The organism is Polynucleobacter brandtiae (genome assembly GCF_002797575.1).
GTDB classification, from domain to species: Bacteria; Pseudomonadota; Gammaproteobacteria; order Burkholderiales; family Burkholderiaceae; genus Polynucleobacter; species Polynucleobacter brandtiae.
This window is the reverse complement of sequence record NZ_PGTX01000007.1, coordinates 1-16,330: the sequence shown is the minus strand read 5'-3', so window position 1 is coordinate 16,330 and position 16,330 is coordinate 1. Positions and strand designations below refer to the sequence as shown.

Here is a 16,330-nt window from a genome sequence, read left to right as displayed (position 1 = left end):
CTTAAATTCTGACTTTTTAAGATGGGTAAAAGACGTTTCTTTTCGCGCTTCACGCGATCTTCATTTTGTCTTTTTTTCCTGAAATTCTTTCAGGATACTTGCTCTAAAAATGATATTTGTTTTTGAGTTTTTAGAGATGTATTTTTGATCTCAACATTGTTCGTTTTTGGAGATGTTGATGTGTTTTATTTCTGCTCTTTTTTGGTGCGTTGCTTCTTCTATTTTTACGATTTTTTTTGGCCGTTTTTCGTACTACTTTGCTTAAAATTTTTTCAATTTTTTTTATGCATTTGCAATGTGATTTTGTTACTTAAATACACTTCATGCTTTACTTTAAGTACGGATACATTGCGTGCGTGCAATCTCACTCATTACATGAAGTACGCATTGCAAGGTGTTGCAATGCTGCTATTGAAATGATGGCTTGTGCATTCGTGATACTGTCAGCGTGTGCTTCAAGTTATATGGATGATGCTTGATGCATGACAAATAGTTGACTGCGCATCAACGATGAACCCACTACAAATCGACTAAATGGAGATGTCTTTAGGGGTCGATTTTGGGGTGGTTTTTGGAGTGGATTTCGGGGTATTTTCTGGGGAAGCTTTAGGGGGAATCAGCTTGCTTTTTGCCGCCTCCAAAAGCGTCCTTTCGATAGCGGGTTTTGCCCCGATTAAGCTAAAGCGGGTCACTGCAAAAGCCCCTGATTGCAGGGCAACTGCAAATCCGATGGTCTCACCTACCTGAGTAGCCCTTAAAACCGCCTCAAAGGGGTCTAGGATCTGGAACAGGTTAGCCCCAATCTGTGTGCATTCCATGCTTAAAGCGGTTGATATGGTCTGGCTATTCATTAATACCGAGTATTTGGTACCCGGCTCGCATTTAAGCGCTTGGTGGAGGTAAAACAAGCACTTTTCGCCGGAGCAGAAGACCCCGAAGGAGGATTTGGAGTCATTGGCTGTATGGGCTTCATTGGTCTGCCCATTGAGATCCAAAATCCAATTCTGGGAAGTTATTCTTTGGGCATTGCTACCCTGCGCCATCAATAGACAGCTAGTCGCGAAGATCGCTCTTAAAAGTCTCATTGAACGATTTTTGCATTGGCGCGCAGGCCTTTAACCACCTCGCCCAAGTATTGCTGGACAAGCGCCTGTCGTAATTGGGGTTTGGACTCTTCAAAGCCTGGGATCTTGAAAGTTCGCTTGTCGTCTAACTTCAGAATGACCCACCCTACCGGAGTCTGTATAGGTGTAGTCGTAATTGCGCCTTTGGCCATGCTGGGCAAGACACTGGCCACTGCTGGAATCACTTGTCCTGGCATCACCCAGCCTAATGCACCACCATTGGCTTTTGAGCTCGCGTCAATAGAGTATTCCTGCGCAAGCTTGCCAAACAGTTCACCCCTCTGAATACGGCGGATCAAATCGATGGCATCAGTTTCATTAGTCAGGACGATTTGACTCATGCGGTACTGAAAACTATTCGCGCCATCGCCCATCAACTTGCGTTGACGGTCATACTCTTCACGGAATTGCGCATCAGAGATGGGATTCTTCTTAAAGTGCGCTTCTAAGTAAGCCTGTAATAAAAGATTGTGTTTGAGCTGTGTCATCTGATCAGGAAAATCAATCTCTTTAGCAAAGCCTTGCTTGGTTGCTTCTTGCGCAATCAACTCTTTATTAATCAGATCTTCTTTAATGGCTTGGCGCAGTTCTGGTGTATCGCGTTGACCCTGAGCCATCAGCGTACGAATATTGAGATTGAGTAATCCCTGAGTAATAGGAGCGCCGTTCACGGTGGCTATGAACTCGAACTCCGTCTCTTTGGTATCAGCCTTCGCTTGTGCGAACGCGATATTGACACTCGCTAAGCTTGCCCATGCAATGCATATAACGCTGACATAAGATTTGATTGGCATTTTTAAGTCTATCTGAGGAGATCAATACAAGGATTAGAACTGGTAGCTTGCCGTTAGCCATCCACGAGGATTGGTCGTGGTACCGTCAGTATTGACAGCTTTACCAGCGGTGCTATACAAGGGATTGCTACCCACTGTCCAGGCCACCATAGCACCCAGGTTCCAGCCCTCCCAATCCCACTTTAAGCCCATGCCTGCACCCATTAAAGAGTAGGTATTGTTTGCATTGGTTTGACCTTGCCAGTTGGTATAGGGATTTTTATATTGCTGCACTACACCCGCATCGAAGAAGGCGCTCACGATAACGCGTTCTGGGAGTTGCTGACGCAACTCGAATGTACCGATACCACCTTGGGAGCCGCCACCCTGAGCAACCGGATAGGCACGAATAGCATAAGGACCACCCATATAAATTTGCTCAGCAGAGTTTAGGTTTACGGACGCCAGCTGTCCACTAATTGAAACGTAGGCGGTAGTTGTTCCATCTTCTGATAGCTGCTGCGTACGATTTCCAGCAAAGGTAAATTTAGTAAAACTTTGCGGGGTGTACTGACCGTAGCCCTGAGTACTGGTTGAAGAAATATTCAAATTACCCAGTACGACAGCGACAGATCCTGCGCTAACTCCGCCGCCACCAAAACTATCGTAGTGGTTTCCAGATAAACCTAAAGAAGCATTGTTGATGGTGTACGCGCTGATAGTTTGCAGCGTAAGCATATTTTTATTGGTATAGGCTTTGACATCATAGTTTGCAGTTACGTTGACGTTAGTGCCCTGCTCTCGAATCAGTGGATAAGCCGCACTCAGACCCGTAGTCCAGGCATCACCATAGCCACCGCCAGCACTCGTTGCATAGCTACTGACGTTCTTATAGTTTAGAAAAGTACCCGCCACACCTAGACGTAAGCCATCTTTGGAGCCCGGTAAAGAATAGGCGCCCTGGACGTACTGAGAGCCTTCTGAATAGATCCCGTTAATCGATGCAGAATCACCAATACCGGTGGGATTAATGGCACTTAAGGCGATTACGCCTTGGTTTGCTCCAGTTGAGCGGCTACCGTAGTTATTCGCTTCAACCTTACCTTGATACCACTGAGGCTGAGTCAGCTGCAGGCGAAGAGCAGTTTCTCCATCTTTTTGACCTGGCTCTAGTTGACTAGAAACCATCACACCCGGGGTTTCATTCAAAATAATGAGGGCACGCTCAATCGCCTTCGTATTGAGTGGCTGACCTACAGGATTGGCATAAGTAATATATTCAGCAGCGGTTTCTTTATTGAAGCGTGTTTCTCCATTGGGAGTATCTACAAACACACTACTCAACTTGGCTTCAGTGACCAAAATCTTGACAACGCCATTGGCAATTTTTTGCGGAGGCAAGATGGCTTGTACTGTGTAACCGCTCTTACGATAGAGCTCCACAATCGCATCACAGGCTTTTTGTAAGTCATCAAAGCTAACTGGTCGACCAAGCCAAGACTTCAGAACCTCTTGCACCGTACCTACTGGTAAAATGCCAACACCTTCTAGTACAAACGATTTGACCTCAAATGTAACCGCACCTTCAGCCTTAGGGGTAGTGCGCAGTGGATCTTTTTCCGTGGGCTCAGGTAGCGCCAATGGTGATGGCAGGGGCAACTGTCTTTCAAGACCCTGTTGCAAGGCGCCCGCATCTACTTGAGCAGATGCTTGGTTCATTCCAAAAAAACTACCAATGGCCATGGCGAGTAATAGTTTTTTAAAATTAAAGGGGGTAAATGTACGCATGAGGTAATGGGTCAAAAAAACAAAATGAGTGAGCTAAGGTATTGAATCATAATACATATATTCATTATCTAAAGTAACAAAGACGCATAATATATGAAGCTAATTTATTCCCCCGAGGGCTCAACGTCATTTTTAAGTAGGCTTTAGCAGAGTGCATTAAGATTTAGCATGAATTCAGTTACTAGCACTCCTATTGCCTTTGACTACCACCAGCAAAATGCTGCCGGTAGCACCCGTACTGCCCAAGCGTGGGCAAAAACACCGCCACAACTACACGGCTCTGAAAAAGCTACCGTGATTGCTCGTATTAAGCAGTTACTAATCGAGAAAAATGCCGCCTTAGTGGCTCACTACTATGTAGATGGCGATATTCAAGATTTAGCAATCGAGACAGGTGGCTTTGTTTCTGACTCACTAGAGATGGCGCGCTTCGGTAAAAATCACTCCGCCAAAAATCTGATTGTTGCGGGCGTTCGCTTTATGGGTGAGTCTGCCAAGATTCTCAGTCCTGAGAAACGAGTCTTCATGCCAGACTTAGAGGCGACCTGCTCTTTAGATTTGGGTTGCGATGCGGCTGACTTTGCAGCCTTTAGAGCACTGCATCCCGATCGTGTTGTGGTTGTTTATGCAAATACTTCGGCAGCAGTTAAAGCGCAAGCGGATTGGATGGTAACAAGCTCTTGTGCGCTTGCCATTGTTCATCAGCTCAAGTTGGATGGTAAGAAAATTCTTTGGGCACCCGATCGTCACTTGGGGCGTTACATCCAAGAGCAAACTGGCGCTGACATGTTGCTCTGGAATGGTGCTTGCATTGTTCATGATGAATTTAAAGCAGTTGAGCTAGAAATGCTGATAGCCTCACATCCCAATGCCATGGTTTTGGTGCACCCGGAATCACCTCAAGCTGTTGTGGATTTGGCGGATGTTGTGGGATCCACTTCTGCCATGATCAAGGCGGTAGTAGAAGGCAACGCCAAAGAATATATTATCGCAACGGATAATGGTATTTTGCATCGTATGCGTCAGTTGGCGCCAAACAAGATTTTGATTGAGGCCCCCACTGCCGGTAATAGCGCCACTTGCAAAAGCTGCGCCCATTGTCCTTGGATGGCCATGAATGGTCTACAAGGCATATTGAACTGCCTTGAAAATACTAGCGGTGAAATTACCATCCCCGAAGAGACTCGCGTTAAGGCCTTAGATTGCATTGAGCACATGCTCAATTTTACAAAGAATCACCCCGATCTATTAGCCAAAGCGCAACATGGCTTTGTAAAAAATATAGGTTCAGCCTAACAAGAGCAATTAATACCAATTATTTGAATGACAAACACATTGGAAACACATGTTTGAATACAACGAGACCTTAGAGCAAGCTCGCCAACGCAATATCCATGATGCGCTCATGGAAGATATGGGTACCGGTGACTGGACCGCTCTACTAGTGCCCAGTAAACCTGTACATGCCCAACTCATCGTCCGTCAAGAAGCTGTTCTTTGCGGGGTTGATTGGTTTGAGGGCACGCTCAAGACCTTAGATCCCTTAGCAAAAGTGACTTGGCATTATGAAGAGGGCTCTGTCATGCAGCCTGATACTAAAGTCTGTGATATTCAAGCTAATGCGCGCGCCCTCCTCTCTGCTGAGCGCCCCTGCATTAACTTTTTACAAACTCTTTCTTGGGCGGCAAGCACTACCCGTCAGCATGTGAACGCTATTGCCGGTGTAAGCCCAAATCCACAAGGATGCGCGGTCCTTGACACACGCAAAACCATTCCGGGGCTACGCCAAGCACAAAAATATGCCGTCACTATTGGGGGCGGACAAAATCAACGTCTGGCTCTATGGCATGGCATTCTGATTAAGGAAAATCATATCGCCGCAGCAGGCGGGGTTAGTCTTGCCTTGAGAGCTGCGACTGCGCTTCACTCTGGTGTGGATATTCAGATTGAGGTAGAAAACTTGGCGGAGCTTGAAGAAGCATTGGCCGCTGGGGCCAAAAGTATCTTAATTGATAACTTCACCACCGAACAAATGCAGCAAGCAGTAGCGCTCACAAATGGCAGGGCTCTGTTAGAAGCATCCGGCGGCATTGATTTAGATCAGATGCGACAAATTGCTGCAACAGGCGTTGACCGAATCTCTCTAGGCAAGCTCACTAAAGACATCATAGCGGTAGATTTTTCAATGCGAATTTTATGAGCTAGCTCACATCATTAAAACGGATTGCTCAGTCACCTTGGCATATCAGTAAATGATGCGTAAAGAAACAACAAAGCCGCTCGAAAGCGGCTTTGTCTATGTTGCCTAGTAAGGCGTATGAGGCATGCTGGATATTGCGTATTACGTGTTACGTATTACGTTTTAACTATTACGCTTTACGACTTTTAGCAGCAGGCTTAGTTGCAGAAGACTGTACGCCTTGAACGTTTGCCATAGCAGCATCTACACTCTTTTCAAAGTTAGTAAATGCATCAGCAGCAGATGCGCGTACTTGGTCAAATTGCTGAATAGAGGCATCAAACATAGACTTGAATGCAGATATAAACGCTTCAGATCCCGCTGGAGCAGTCTTAGTAGCTTCTTTAACCATCTTCACTAAGTCAGCACGTGCATCATCGATGGAAGCGTCAACTACATCAGCAACTTCTTTATTACTCTTGCGAATAATCTTGCTTACTTTAGCTTGATATGCTGCAGCGTACTTGGCCGCTTCTTGCGCTGATTCAGGTTGAGCTAATTTAGCTAATTGCTGTGGATCTTTAATTGCGAGTAACTGAGTGGTGCCATCTTGAGCAGCAGCAACAACATCTTTAGCAATTGCCTGGTTGATTTCAGCTAATTCTTGAGCACTTTGAACGGCTACTTGAGCTAAATGCTTAGCAGTTTCAACAGATTTAGCTTGGGCTTGTACTAACTGGTCATTCAATTGGTTCTGGAACATGATTTATCCTTAATTTGTAAAAAGTGATTAATTTGTTGCTATGCACCATTTTAAGATAGCAGTTTTAACAAATCAAGGATTATTTGTTGCGTTGCAATAAAACAGCGGAATTGAGCGTTATTTCAATATAAATCTCATATTATGAAAAAAAATGAGCTTAAACCTAGAAAATTTGCATCATTCTCTGCTTTTTTAAACCTATCACCCTTCACTTGAGGTGATTTAAGCCTGGGTATTAGGACAACCTTCGGGCCAATCTTCGCGTTTATCTCCCTGCAATACCGTCTGATCCCTCGGCTTGTGGGGTCAAAATAGTAGGGTAAGACACTGCCCAAGTACCAGGGTAGTCTCGGCTGTAATGTAGCCCCCTACTTTCTCTGCGCATGAGCGCAGATCGCACGATGAGCTCTGCGCACTCGAGTAGGTTTCGCAGCTCTATCAAGTCTCTCGTAACTTTAAAGTTAGCATAATATTCCTGCACTTCGTAGCGCAACAGTTTGATGCGATGTAGTGCGCGCTCAAGTCGGCGGTTGGTTCTCACAATACCAACATAGTTCCACATCAAAGAACGTAGTTCATCCCAGTTATGGGCAATAACGACCTGCTCATCCGCATCTTCAACTTGGCTCTCATCCCATAGGGGTAGCTTTGGCATGGTGAGTATTTTTAAATTGCCAATATCGCGAGCGGCTGCTTTGCCAATCACAATACATTCCAATAAAGAATTACTTGCTAAACGATTTGCACCATGAAGGCCGGTATAGGTTGCTTCGCCCACCGCATAGAGACCAGGTAAATCCGTTTTGCCTTTAAGGTCAGTCACTACGCCGCCACAAGTGTAATGGGCAGCAGGCACTACCGGAATCGGATCTTTTGTAATATCCAAACCTAAAGTAAGGCAGCGGGCATAAATCATTGGAAAATGCTCTTTGATAAATGCCTCACCTAAATGCGTCGCATCGAGATGCACGTAATCAAGGCCGTGCTTTTTCATTTCAAAGTCAATTGCTCTGGCTACGATATCGCGTGGCGCTAGCTCATTACGCTCATCATGCTCTGACATAAAGCGCGTGCCATCGGGCAACTTTAATAAGCCACCTTCTCCACGCATTGCCTCAGTAATCAAGAAGGTACGATCACTAGGGTGATATAAACACGTTGGGTGAAATTGAATAAATTCCATATTGCCAATACGGCAACCAGCACGCCAAGCCATAGCGATACCATCACCTGTAGCGGTATCAGGGTTGCTGGTGTATTTGTAAACCTTGCCAACACCACCGGTAGCCAATACTACCGATTTAGCTTCAATGGTCTCTACCCGATTGTTTTTAATATCTAAGGCATATACGCCATAGCAACGATTTGGTTTATTGCGTCGTACTTTAGCGTCTAACTGGCGATTGGTAATCAGATCCAATGCAATCCAATGTTCGCGTAGTTCAATATTGCTATGCGCGCGGGCCTTATCTAGCAAAACCTCATGAATCGCCTTACCGGTAGCATCTGCAGCATGGGCAATCCGGCGATGGCTGTGGCCACCCTCACGCGTCAGATGCAATCCCATCGGACCGTTTTCATCAGGGGTAAAGGGAACGCCTTGCTCGACAAGCCAACGTATTGCCTCGGCACTTTCTTCTGCAATATAGCGCGCAGTCGATTCCACTACTAGACCAGCACCTGCATCCAAGGTATCGGCTACGTGTGAATCAATACTGTCATGCTCTTTATCAACTACACCCACAATGCCACCCTGGGCCCATGCGGTAGCTGCCTCACCAAGACCACGTTTGGCCATAATGATGACCGGCTGAGTTTGAGCTAGATGTAGCGCCACGGTTAAGCCTGCTAAACCAGCCCCAATAATAAGGACAGGTAGTTCCGCTTTAGAGTCTGGGGTACTTTGTGGTTCTTTTGCGCTAGTCATACCCCATTCTAAAGGCTAATTCAGGAATTGATTTTGCTTGCTGCCCAGGCAATCCCCCACGGTTTAATCCTGAGCTGTAGCGTTTTTAGTGGTGAAGCCACAAAAAATATGGCCACTCGAAAGTGGCCATATTGAAAGACTTGATAATTAGACTTAGTGAATTACGGCAACCTTCTGTCTAGCCGGATCATTGGTTCCATAGCCAATAACCTGAGCAACTACTCCACCTTTAGCTAACTTGACAGCGCAGTACTTAAACTCCGGGATTTTGCCAAATGGATCAAGTGCGGCATTGGTTATTAGATTCGCTGCTGCCTCATAGTAAGCAAACGGAATAAAGATGACACCGCGTGGGGTGCCATCATCTCGACGAACGTGTATGGCGACTTCACCACGACGTGACTGAACCGTAATCACATCGCCAGCCGATACCCCTAACTGAGTCATGTCCTCGCCATTCATGGAGACAGTGGCCATTGGCTCAATCGCATCAAGCACGGTTGCACGGCGAGTCATACTGCCTGTATGCCAATGCTCTAACTGACGGCCGGTAATCAACACAAATGGATACTCTGTATCTGGACGCTCGTTAGCAGGAATAATGTCTGCCGGCACCAATCTCACTCTACCGTCAGCGGTATCAAACTTGTCGTTAAAGACAATCGGGCGACCTGGATCTTCGGCTGATAAGCAAGGATAGGTGACGCTTGATTCTTTCTCTAAGCGCTCCCAAGTAATGCCGTTAATGGCCGCATGCATCGCTTGACGCATTTCGTCATAGACTGCTGCCACACCATCATCAGGTCCTTGGTAGTTCCAGTTCAGGCCCATGCGCTTTGCAATCTGCTGAATAATCCACAAATCCGGCTTTGCATCGCCAGGAGGATTAATCGCCTTCTTACCCATTTGGACCATACGGTCAGTATTGCTGGCAGTGCCCACCTTCTCAGGCCATGCACTTGCTGGCAATATCACGTCTGCCAATAAAGCAGTTTCCGTCATAAAAATATCTTGTACAACCAAAAGATCGAGAGCGGCTAAAGCATGACGCGCGTGATTTAAATCGGGGTCACTCATCGCTGGGTTTTCACCTTCGACATACATGCCACGAATCTTATCGGGATCACTATCAGGAGCAGTAATTTTATGCATGATCTCGACAACGGTATAGCCTGGCTTCTTATCTAGCGGCGTATCCCAAAACTTTTCAAACCAAGCATGTGCCTCTGGGTTATCAACGCGCTGATAGTTCGGGAACATCATCGGAATCAAACCAGCATCACTGGCACCCTGCACGTTATTTTGTCCGCGCAGTGGGTGTAAACCAGATCCCGGCTTACCAATTTGACCTGTGATACTCACCAAAGCAATTAGGCAGCGCGCATTATCCGTACCATGCACGTGCTGACTAACACCCATGCCCCATAAAATCATGGCTGATTTAGTAGTTGCAAACTCTCTAGCGACTTCACGCAAGGTTTCTGCTGGAATACCGCAGATCGGTGCCATAGCTTCTGGACTATAGCCCTTGATATTTTCCTTAAGCGCTTCAAAGTTATTAGCCCGATTCTGAATGAAATCTTGGTCAGCTAAACCTTCTTCAATCACTGTGTAGATCATGGCATTGAGCATCGCCACATCAGTATCCGGCTTGAACTGCATCGTACGCCATGCGTGCTTACTAATATCAGTCATGCGCGGATCACACAGAACAATCTTGGCGCCACGCTTCGCTGCATTCTTAAACCAAGTAGCCGCCACGGGGTGATTGGCTGTTGGATTAGATCCAATCAAGAAAATCATGCTCGAATGCTCAACATCATTAACCTGATTACTTACCGCACCCGAACCCACACCCTCTAAAAGCGCAGCAACCGATGAGGCATGGCATAAACGGGTGCAATGGTCCACGTTATTGCTACCAAAACCGGTACGCACTAGCTTTTGAAATAGATACGCTTCTTCATTGCTACCCTTAGCGGAACCAAATCCAGCCAATACTTTATTGCCGTATTGATCTTTCAGTTTCTTTAAGCCACCGCCAGCCGCTTCAATGGCCTCTTCCCATGTTGCCTCACGGAAGATGCTGGACCAATCCTGTGGGTTCTGCATGGCATTCTCATCTTTTGGAACGCCCGCTTTACGAATGAGGGGTTTAGTTAAGCGCTGCGGATTATGGATATAGTCCATACCAAAGCGGCCTTTAACGCACAAGCGATTATGGTTTGCAGGTCCGTCACGGCCATCTACGCTAACAATCTTTTCATCTTTAACGTTGTAGGTAATCTGACAGCCCACTCCGCAGAACGGACAAACAGAATCGACCTTGCGATCCACTGTTTGTGAACCAATGAGGCCCTTAGGCATCAGCGCACCAGTAGGGCAAGCTTGAACGCACTCGCCGCAAGCTACGCAAGTACTGTCACCCATCGGGTCATTGAGATCAAATACGATTTCACTATGGCCGCCGCGCATGGCGTAGCCAATCACATCATTGACTTGCTCTTCACGGCAAGCACGAACACAACGATTGCATTGAATGCAGGCATCTAAATTGACTGCCATCGCTGGATGCGACACATCACTACTCACCTTTTCACGGCGTATCGCCCTAAGTTCTGGACGTACTGTGACATCCATGCGAGTTGCCCAAGTACTTAACTCACCATGTTGGTTTTTTTGCTCTTCCTCTTTACTGTCTCCAACCCACTTAAAGCCTTCATCGGGCATATCAGACAACAGCATTTCTAAAACCAATTTTTGACTCTTTAAAGCACGCTCGCTATTGGCCTTCACTTCCATACCAGGCGTAGCACTTCGGCAGCAACTGGGTGCCAAGGTACGCTCACCATTAATCTCTACAACACATGCTCTGCAATTACCGTCGGCACGATAGCCGTCTTTAAAGCATAAGTGGGGAATATCAATTCCGTGGCGCTTAGCAGCCTTGAGAATAGTTTCGCCTTCGTAAGAAACGATGGTTTGTCCGTCAAGCTTGAACTCGACAGTCTGTAGCTCAAGTTCTTTAGGGTTTACTGGTGCGTTCATATTGGTCTATCTGCTCAGTTACGCAACTTCTTGCGGGAAATATTTTGCAATACATCGAATAGGGTTAGGGGCAGCTTGGCCTAAGCCGCAGATCGATGCGTCTACCATCACCACCGCTAAATCTTCGAGGGTGTCATGATCCCAGGTCTTTGCCTGCATCAAGGTAGCGGCTTTGCCAGTACCTACACGGCAAGGTGTGCACTGACCACAACTCTCATGCTCAAAGAAATGCATGACATTTAAGGCCATGTCACGGGCTTTATCTTGATTACTAAAAATCATGACTGCTGCTGAACCGATGAAACAACCATAAGGTTGCAAAGTGTCAAAGTCTAGTGGGATGTCGTTCATCGTGGCTGGCAAGATACCTCCAGAGGCACCGCCTGGAAGGTAGCCGTAGAACTGATGGCCCTCTTGCATGCCACCGCAATACTCATTGATCAATTCTTGAATCGTAATTCCGGCTGGCGCCAACTTGACGCCTGGCGCATTCACTCGGCCACTCACACTAAAACTGCGTAAACCCTTTCGATCATGGCGACCAAAAGAACTGAACCACTCTGGACCACGCTCAATAATGTCACGCACCCAGTAGAGTGTTTCAAAATTGTGCTCAAGGGTAGGTCGACCAAACAAACCTACCTGCGCAATATAGGGAGGGCGCATACGGGGCTCACCTCGTTTACCCTCGATACTCTCAATCATGGCCGACTCTTCACCACAAATATAAGCTCCAGCACCACGCCGAAGCTCAATCAATGGCAATTTAAATGGGGGGTTGGCCTGTAGTTTTTTAAGCTCTAGCTCTAGCAACTCACGACAGCCATGGTACTCATCGCGCAAATAAATATAGCAAGCATCAATACCCACCACGCTAGCAGCGATCAATAAACCTTCTAAAAAGCGATGTGGATCGCGCTCTAAATAGGTGCGGTCCTTAAATGTGCCTGGCTCACCTTCGTCAATGTTCACGGCCATCAATTTAGGGGCAATTTGATCGCGCACAATGCGCCACTTACGCCCCGCCGGAAACCCGGCGCCACCCAAACCACGCAGGCCTGAGCTCTCCATTATTTTGACGATACTCTCTGCGTCAAGATTACTTCCAGCGCTTGCATCCACCACCTGCTTTGCTAATGCATAACCACCTAGGGCTCTGTATGCTTCATAGCCAACATAATCTGGAGACACCGCTTGATCATGACCTTGAGGTGAAATTCCTTTTTCAACAAAAGCAACAGGATCAAAGCTGCCACTGTCTTTCGCTAAAGGATGCGTAGTCATTTGATTACTGACCGCGGCTAGAACTGTATCTGTTGTAGCAAACAAAACAGGGAATTGATGTACCGCAACTGCTGGAGCTTGCTCACAGCGGCCAATACAAGGGGCAGCAATAACTTTGACCTGAGGATTGCCTAAGATAGCAGGTAACTTCGCCAATAAATTTTGGGCGCCGGCAAGCTCACAGGCAATACCATCGCATACCCGCACTGTAATGTCGGCAACAGGGTCATTACCGCGCACCACTTCAAAGTGGTGATAGAAGGTAGCTACCTCATAGACTTCAGCCATCGGCAGATTCATCTCTTTTGCCAGGGCTACTAAATGTCGATCATGTAAAGCACGATAGGCATCGTTCAGTTTGTGTAAATTTTCGATTAATAAATCACGACGTTGCGAGTCGGTACCGATCAGTGCTCGCACTTCCGCCAAGGAAACATCATCTGCTTGACGACCTTTGAGCTTACTTTTGCGACGAATGGTTTCCCTTAAATCATCAACCGTTGCTACAGCAATAGCTTTGACTTCATTCGAAGGGTTCGGGTGATTCATAGTATTCAATCTCTAGTATTTAGTCGCAATAGTTAATGCCGGCATTACTACTGATGTTGTTTGTCTCAATAAAGCAAGCATGACCACTTATCAGATTCCAGCTAGTGGAAACACCACAAAATGCTTTATATAGGAGACACCCAAATCATGAACGATTTTGGGTTATTTTGCTCTGTAAGTCCTTGACGGCGCTCAAGGGTTTAAACCAAGGGTTTACCCTACTAAATAACCGATGGGGATGGCTTATCACCCGGTGGGAGTGAATAATCTAGCTTTCGCTCATACAGGCGGGATTTATAGCAATCTTGATAGCCCTTACTGCCAATTTGCCAGCCAATCGAGGTGCAATCTGCCTGAGCGGCAGATTCGATGGTGCCGCAAGCAGATACAACAGCGGTGACAATCAGAACAAGAGTAGCCAAAGGGCGCAATTTAGGTGAGTTCATACTTCAAGTCTACTTGATTCTGACTTCAACTTCGAGAGGAACATCCTCTTTTTTGGGGTCCGTTGTCCTGACTTCACCCAAGCTAATCCGATCTCTAAGAGCTGGGTTATTCATGAACATCAAATCTTGCGCTAGATTTACATGACAACAAACTTTTCCAGGTCCAGAAACTGTTGATGGCGAGCATCGGCAATACGCAGCCCATCTACTTCTCTGCGCATACGCAACGGGGAAAGACTCAGATCGCGATAACTGATTTCATAGCCAATTTTTTGACAATATCCTTCAAAGGCGTTTTTGAGAGCTGTCGGCAAAAAAGGCAACCGGCGAAAAGAATGGAGAAGTAAAGGCACGGGGTACTAAAGTGCGCCAGCGATTTTTGAACCCAATAGACGGATCAATGCCATGATTAATCACAATAAGAACATATTCGATTCATGACATCATCATTTTATAGAGACCGATTTTCATCGCTCAATTTGCCAGCCGAACAGCATTGGACTAAACCAAATTGAATTACGCTGGAGGAAAGCCTACTTTTTGTGCCCACATATTATTAAAGACATGGACGATGGGCTTTTCATAAACACCTGCTTTGGTGTAGGGCTCATCCTGAAGCCAGGCATCCAAATGCGCCCTACTTGGAAAATCCATGGCTAACAAACTGCCAACCGTTGTCTTGCCATCTTCCGAAGTGAGCGGCCCAGCAAATGACATTTGCTCTGCTTTAGTCGCCAAATAAGCGCGATGTTCAGGGCGGACTTGAATACGTAAGTCAGCAGTACCAGGGCGATCCATTAATAGAATTGAGAAGATCATATTGATTGTCCAGTGCGGTTAAGAAGGTATTTCACCAAGTCAAATATTACAGGAGGTGAGCCCCTACGCTTAATAAGGCGGGATTTGACTGACATGGTCCCAATCTTTGCATCAACTTAAGAAGAGAAGGATTGCCACCCCACGTGTGATTGAGTTTATTGAAGTTGTTTAGTAGATACGGACAAGATACGTTTAAGTCGCTAGTCACATCGTTAATATTATTTCCCGATCGGGAATGTATACCTATAATTTAGGCGTCAAAATCACCCAATTCATAGTAATGAAATATTCATGGGCACACAAATACAAAACTCCTTAGATCTAGGTCGCATGGTGCGTGAAACTCGCAAGCGCTTAAAATTGACTCAGCCACAATTAGCGCTAGCTGCTAATGTGGGAGTGAGGTTCATTGTTGAGCTCGAAGCCGGTAAGCCTACCATTAGATTGGAGAATATTCTGAGAGTGTTACAGGCCTTAGGTGGTGTTTTGAGTTTAGAGGGCATGGATTCCTTCATTAGCAATACTCCGGCAGAAGCGTCACAGTAAATCACCACTCAATGAAGAAGGCCTCCTACGATGAGAGCCTTGCAACACAGACGTTGTTCAATAAATGAAGATTAATTACCCCTTCCAATCTTCATAAAGTTCTTTGTCATTTCTTTGTACATCTTCAGAGTCAGCGGGGTCGGCTCAAGGTACTTCACACGACCATCAACTGCGTCAAGAAGGACGGACAAATTTCCTTTTTTGATCAATGACTTGACAATTCCATGGAGGGTGGCAGGGGAAGCAAAATCTTTAAGGGCTAGTACATCTGACACCCGCATTTTTTGGTTGCGAATGTATGACTGAGATATCACTCTGAGAATAAAGCACTCGCGTTCGCTGATATCGTATTTTTTATGAACAGCGTCTTTCGACTCCATAAATAAAAAATACTCAAACCCAGTAGCATTTAAAGATATTAATGTTTTCATTTGCCTTCTTATTTAAAGGTTTTTTAGTCATCTGAACCTTACCCGCTTTATTTTTTATTGCCAATGACTACTGACATAATCATTCGTTTTATAAGTATAAACCCGCACAAGAGTTACCCTAGCCCCCCCTCTCAGCACTTGTAGTTTTATTAATAAGACGTTAGGATTGAAAGTACTAATAAAAATTAAAAACTTAATAAATGCTGAATTACTTGAAACAACTTATTTTTCCCTCAACTTATTCTTTTAGTATTGTTGAGGTGAACAATGAGGGTAATTTTATAACTGTTGAAGATAGAGTTTTAGGGTACAAAAAAGATGTGGGATGGGGAAGTAAGAAGCTTAAGCATTCCAAGATTATTGGCGAGTATGAGGTTTTATTTACCTATGTCGATGGGTCATCTAAGATTGTCAAATTTCTTTATTGAGCAATTTGCTTTTTACTGCAAAACAAAGTTCACCATCCGAAAATTCTTCTTTTATGGCTCACACAGCACGTGACCTGTCCTGACATTTTCAGACCAAACTAATTTAGAGATAATGACTCCTCCTTGACTTAAAGGAGTAGTACATGAAGAGAGCCCGATTTACGGATGAGCAGATTGTTCGGATTTTGCAAGAAGCCGATAAAGCACCAGTTGCAGAGGTGGCTA

General features: G+C 45.7%; 15 protein-coding genes. 4 read left to right on the top strand and 11 right to left on the bottom strand.

All coding sequences use genetic code 11. The features are described from left to right. Positions 1-530 precede the first annotated feature (530 nt). Positions 531-851, bottom strand: coding sequence for a hypothetical protein (locus tag B0G85_RS10300; protein ID WP_157799320.1), 321 nt, complete (start codon positions 849-851; stop codon positions 531-533). Between the two features lie 42 nt (positions 852-893). On the opposite strand from B0G85_RS10300, the gene B0G85_RS10295 reads away from it, so the two are divergent. Beyond that, a complete protein-coding gene (locus B0G85_RS10295; RefSeq protein WP_157799319.1) occupies positions 894-1,049 on the top strand; it encodes a hypothetical protein in 156 nt (51 codons plus the stop codon). Between the two features lie 32 nt (positions 1,050-1,081). Here the strand turns inward: B0G85_RS10295 and B0G85_RS09905 are convergent, their stop codons facing one another. Together B0G85_RS09905 and B0G85_RS09900 are read right to left on the bottom strand one after the other, a co-directional pair. Then, positions 1,082-1,918, bottom strand: coding sequence for a peptidylprolyl isomerase (locus B0G85_RS09905; protein ID WP_100380306.1), 837 nt, complete (start codon positions 1,916-1,918; stop codon positions 1,082-1,084). Positions 1,919-1,951: 33 nt separating this feature from the next. After that, entirely contained in the window at positions 1,952-3,685 is a 1,734-nt protein-coding gene (locus tag B0G85_RS09900) for a ShlB/FhaC/HecB family hemolysin secretion/activation protein (RefSeq protein ID WP_100380305.1), read from the bottom strand. A gap of 168 nt (positions 3,686-3,853) precedes the next feature. Between B0G85_RS09900 and nadA the strand changes: the two genes are divergently transcribed. Further along, positions 3,854-4,981, top strand: a complete 1,128-nt coding sequence (gene nadA, locus B0G85_RS09895; protein ID WP_100380304.1) for a quinolinate synthase NadA — start codon at positions 3,854-3,856, stop codon at positions 4,979-4,981. A gap of 49 nt (positions 4,982-5,030) precedes the next feature. After that, entirely contained in the window at positions 5,031-5,885 is an 855-nt protein-coding gene (gene nadC, locus B0G85_RS09890) for a carboxylating nicotinate-nucleotide diphosphorylase (RefSeq protein WP_100380303.1), read from the top strand. 169 nt (positions 5,886-6,054) lie between these two features. Here the strand turns inward: nadC and B0G85_RS09885 are convergent, their stop codons facing one another. The 7 genes from B0G85_RS09885 to B0G85_RS09855 all read right to left on the bottom strand — a co-directional run bounded on the left by B0G85_RS09885 (position 6,055) and on the right by B0G85_RS09855 (position 14,700). Continuing rightward, positions 6,055-6,627, bottom strand: a complete 573-nt coding sequence (locus B0G85_RS09885) for a phasin family protein (protein WP_100380302.1) — start codon at positions 6,625-6,627, stop codon at positions 6,055-6,057. Positions 6,628-6,892: 265 nt separating this feature from the next. After that, the gene (nadB, locus tag B0G85_RS09880; protein ID WP_100380301.1) at positions 6,893-8,554 is read right to left on the bottom strand and encodes an L-aspartate oxidase; all 1,662 of its coding nucleotides are present in this window, start codon (positions 8,552-8,554) and stop codon (positions 6,893-6,895) included. Positions 8,555-8,707: 153 nt separating this feature from the next. Then, complete coding sequence (gene fdhF, locus B0G85_RS09875; protein ID WP_100380300.1) at positions 8,708-11,602, bottom strand: formate dehydrogenase subunit alpha; 2,895 nt, start codon at positions 11,600-11,602, stop codon at positions 8,708-8,710. Positions 11,603-11,620: 18 nt separating this feature from the next. After that, positions 11,621-13,435, bottom strand: coding sequence for an NADH-ubiquinone oxidoreductase-F iron-sulfur binding region domain-containing protein (locus tag B0G85_RS09870; RefSeq protein ID WP_100380299.1), 1,815 nt, complete (start codon positions 13,433-13,435; stop codon positions 11,621-11,623). 221 nt (positions 13,436-13,656) lie between these two features. After that, complete coding sequence (locus B0G85_RS09865) at positions 13,657-13,881, bottom strand: hypothetical protein (protein WP_100380298.1); 225 nt, start codon at positions 13,879-13,881, stop codon at positions 13,657-13,659. A gap of 137 nt (positions 13,882-14,018) precedes the next feature. Next, entirely contained in the window at positions 14,019-14,234 is a 216-nt protein-coding gene (locus B0G85_RS09860) for a hypothetical protein (RefSeq protein WP_100380297.1), read from the bottom strand. Positions 14,235-14,397: 163 nt separating this feature from the next. Then, the gene (locus tag B0G85_RS09855) at positions 14,398-14,700 is read right to left on the bottom strand and encodes a YciI family protein (protein WP_100380296.1); all 303 of its coding nucleotides are present in this window, start codon (positions 14,698-14,700) and stop codon (positions 14,398-14,400) included. Positions 14,701-14,991: 291 nt separating this feature from the next. Here B0G85_RS09855 and B0G85_RS09850 point away from each other — a divergent pair, with 291 nt between their 5' ends. Beyond that, complete coding sequence (locus B0G85_RS09850) at positions 14,992-15,246, top strand: helix-turn-helix transcriptional regulator (RefSeq protein WP_100380295.1); 255 nt, start codon at positions 14,992-14,994, stop codon at positions 15,244-15,246. Between the two features lie 71 nt (positions 15,247-15,317). On the opposite strand, the gene B0G85_RS09845 is transcribed toward B0G85_RS09850, so the two are convergent. Further along, positions 15,318-15,677, bottom strand: coding sequence for a winged helix DNA-binding protein (locus B0G85_RS09845; RefSeq protein WP_100380294.1), 360 nt, complete (start codon positions 15,675-15,677; stop codon positions 15,318-15,320). Between the last annotated feature and the right edge of the window lie 653 nt (positions 15,678-16,330).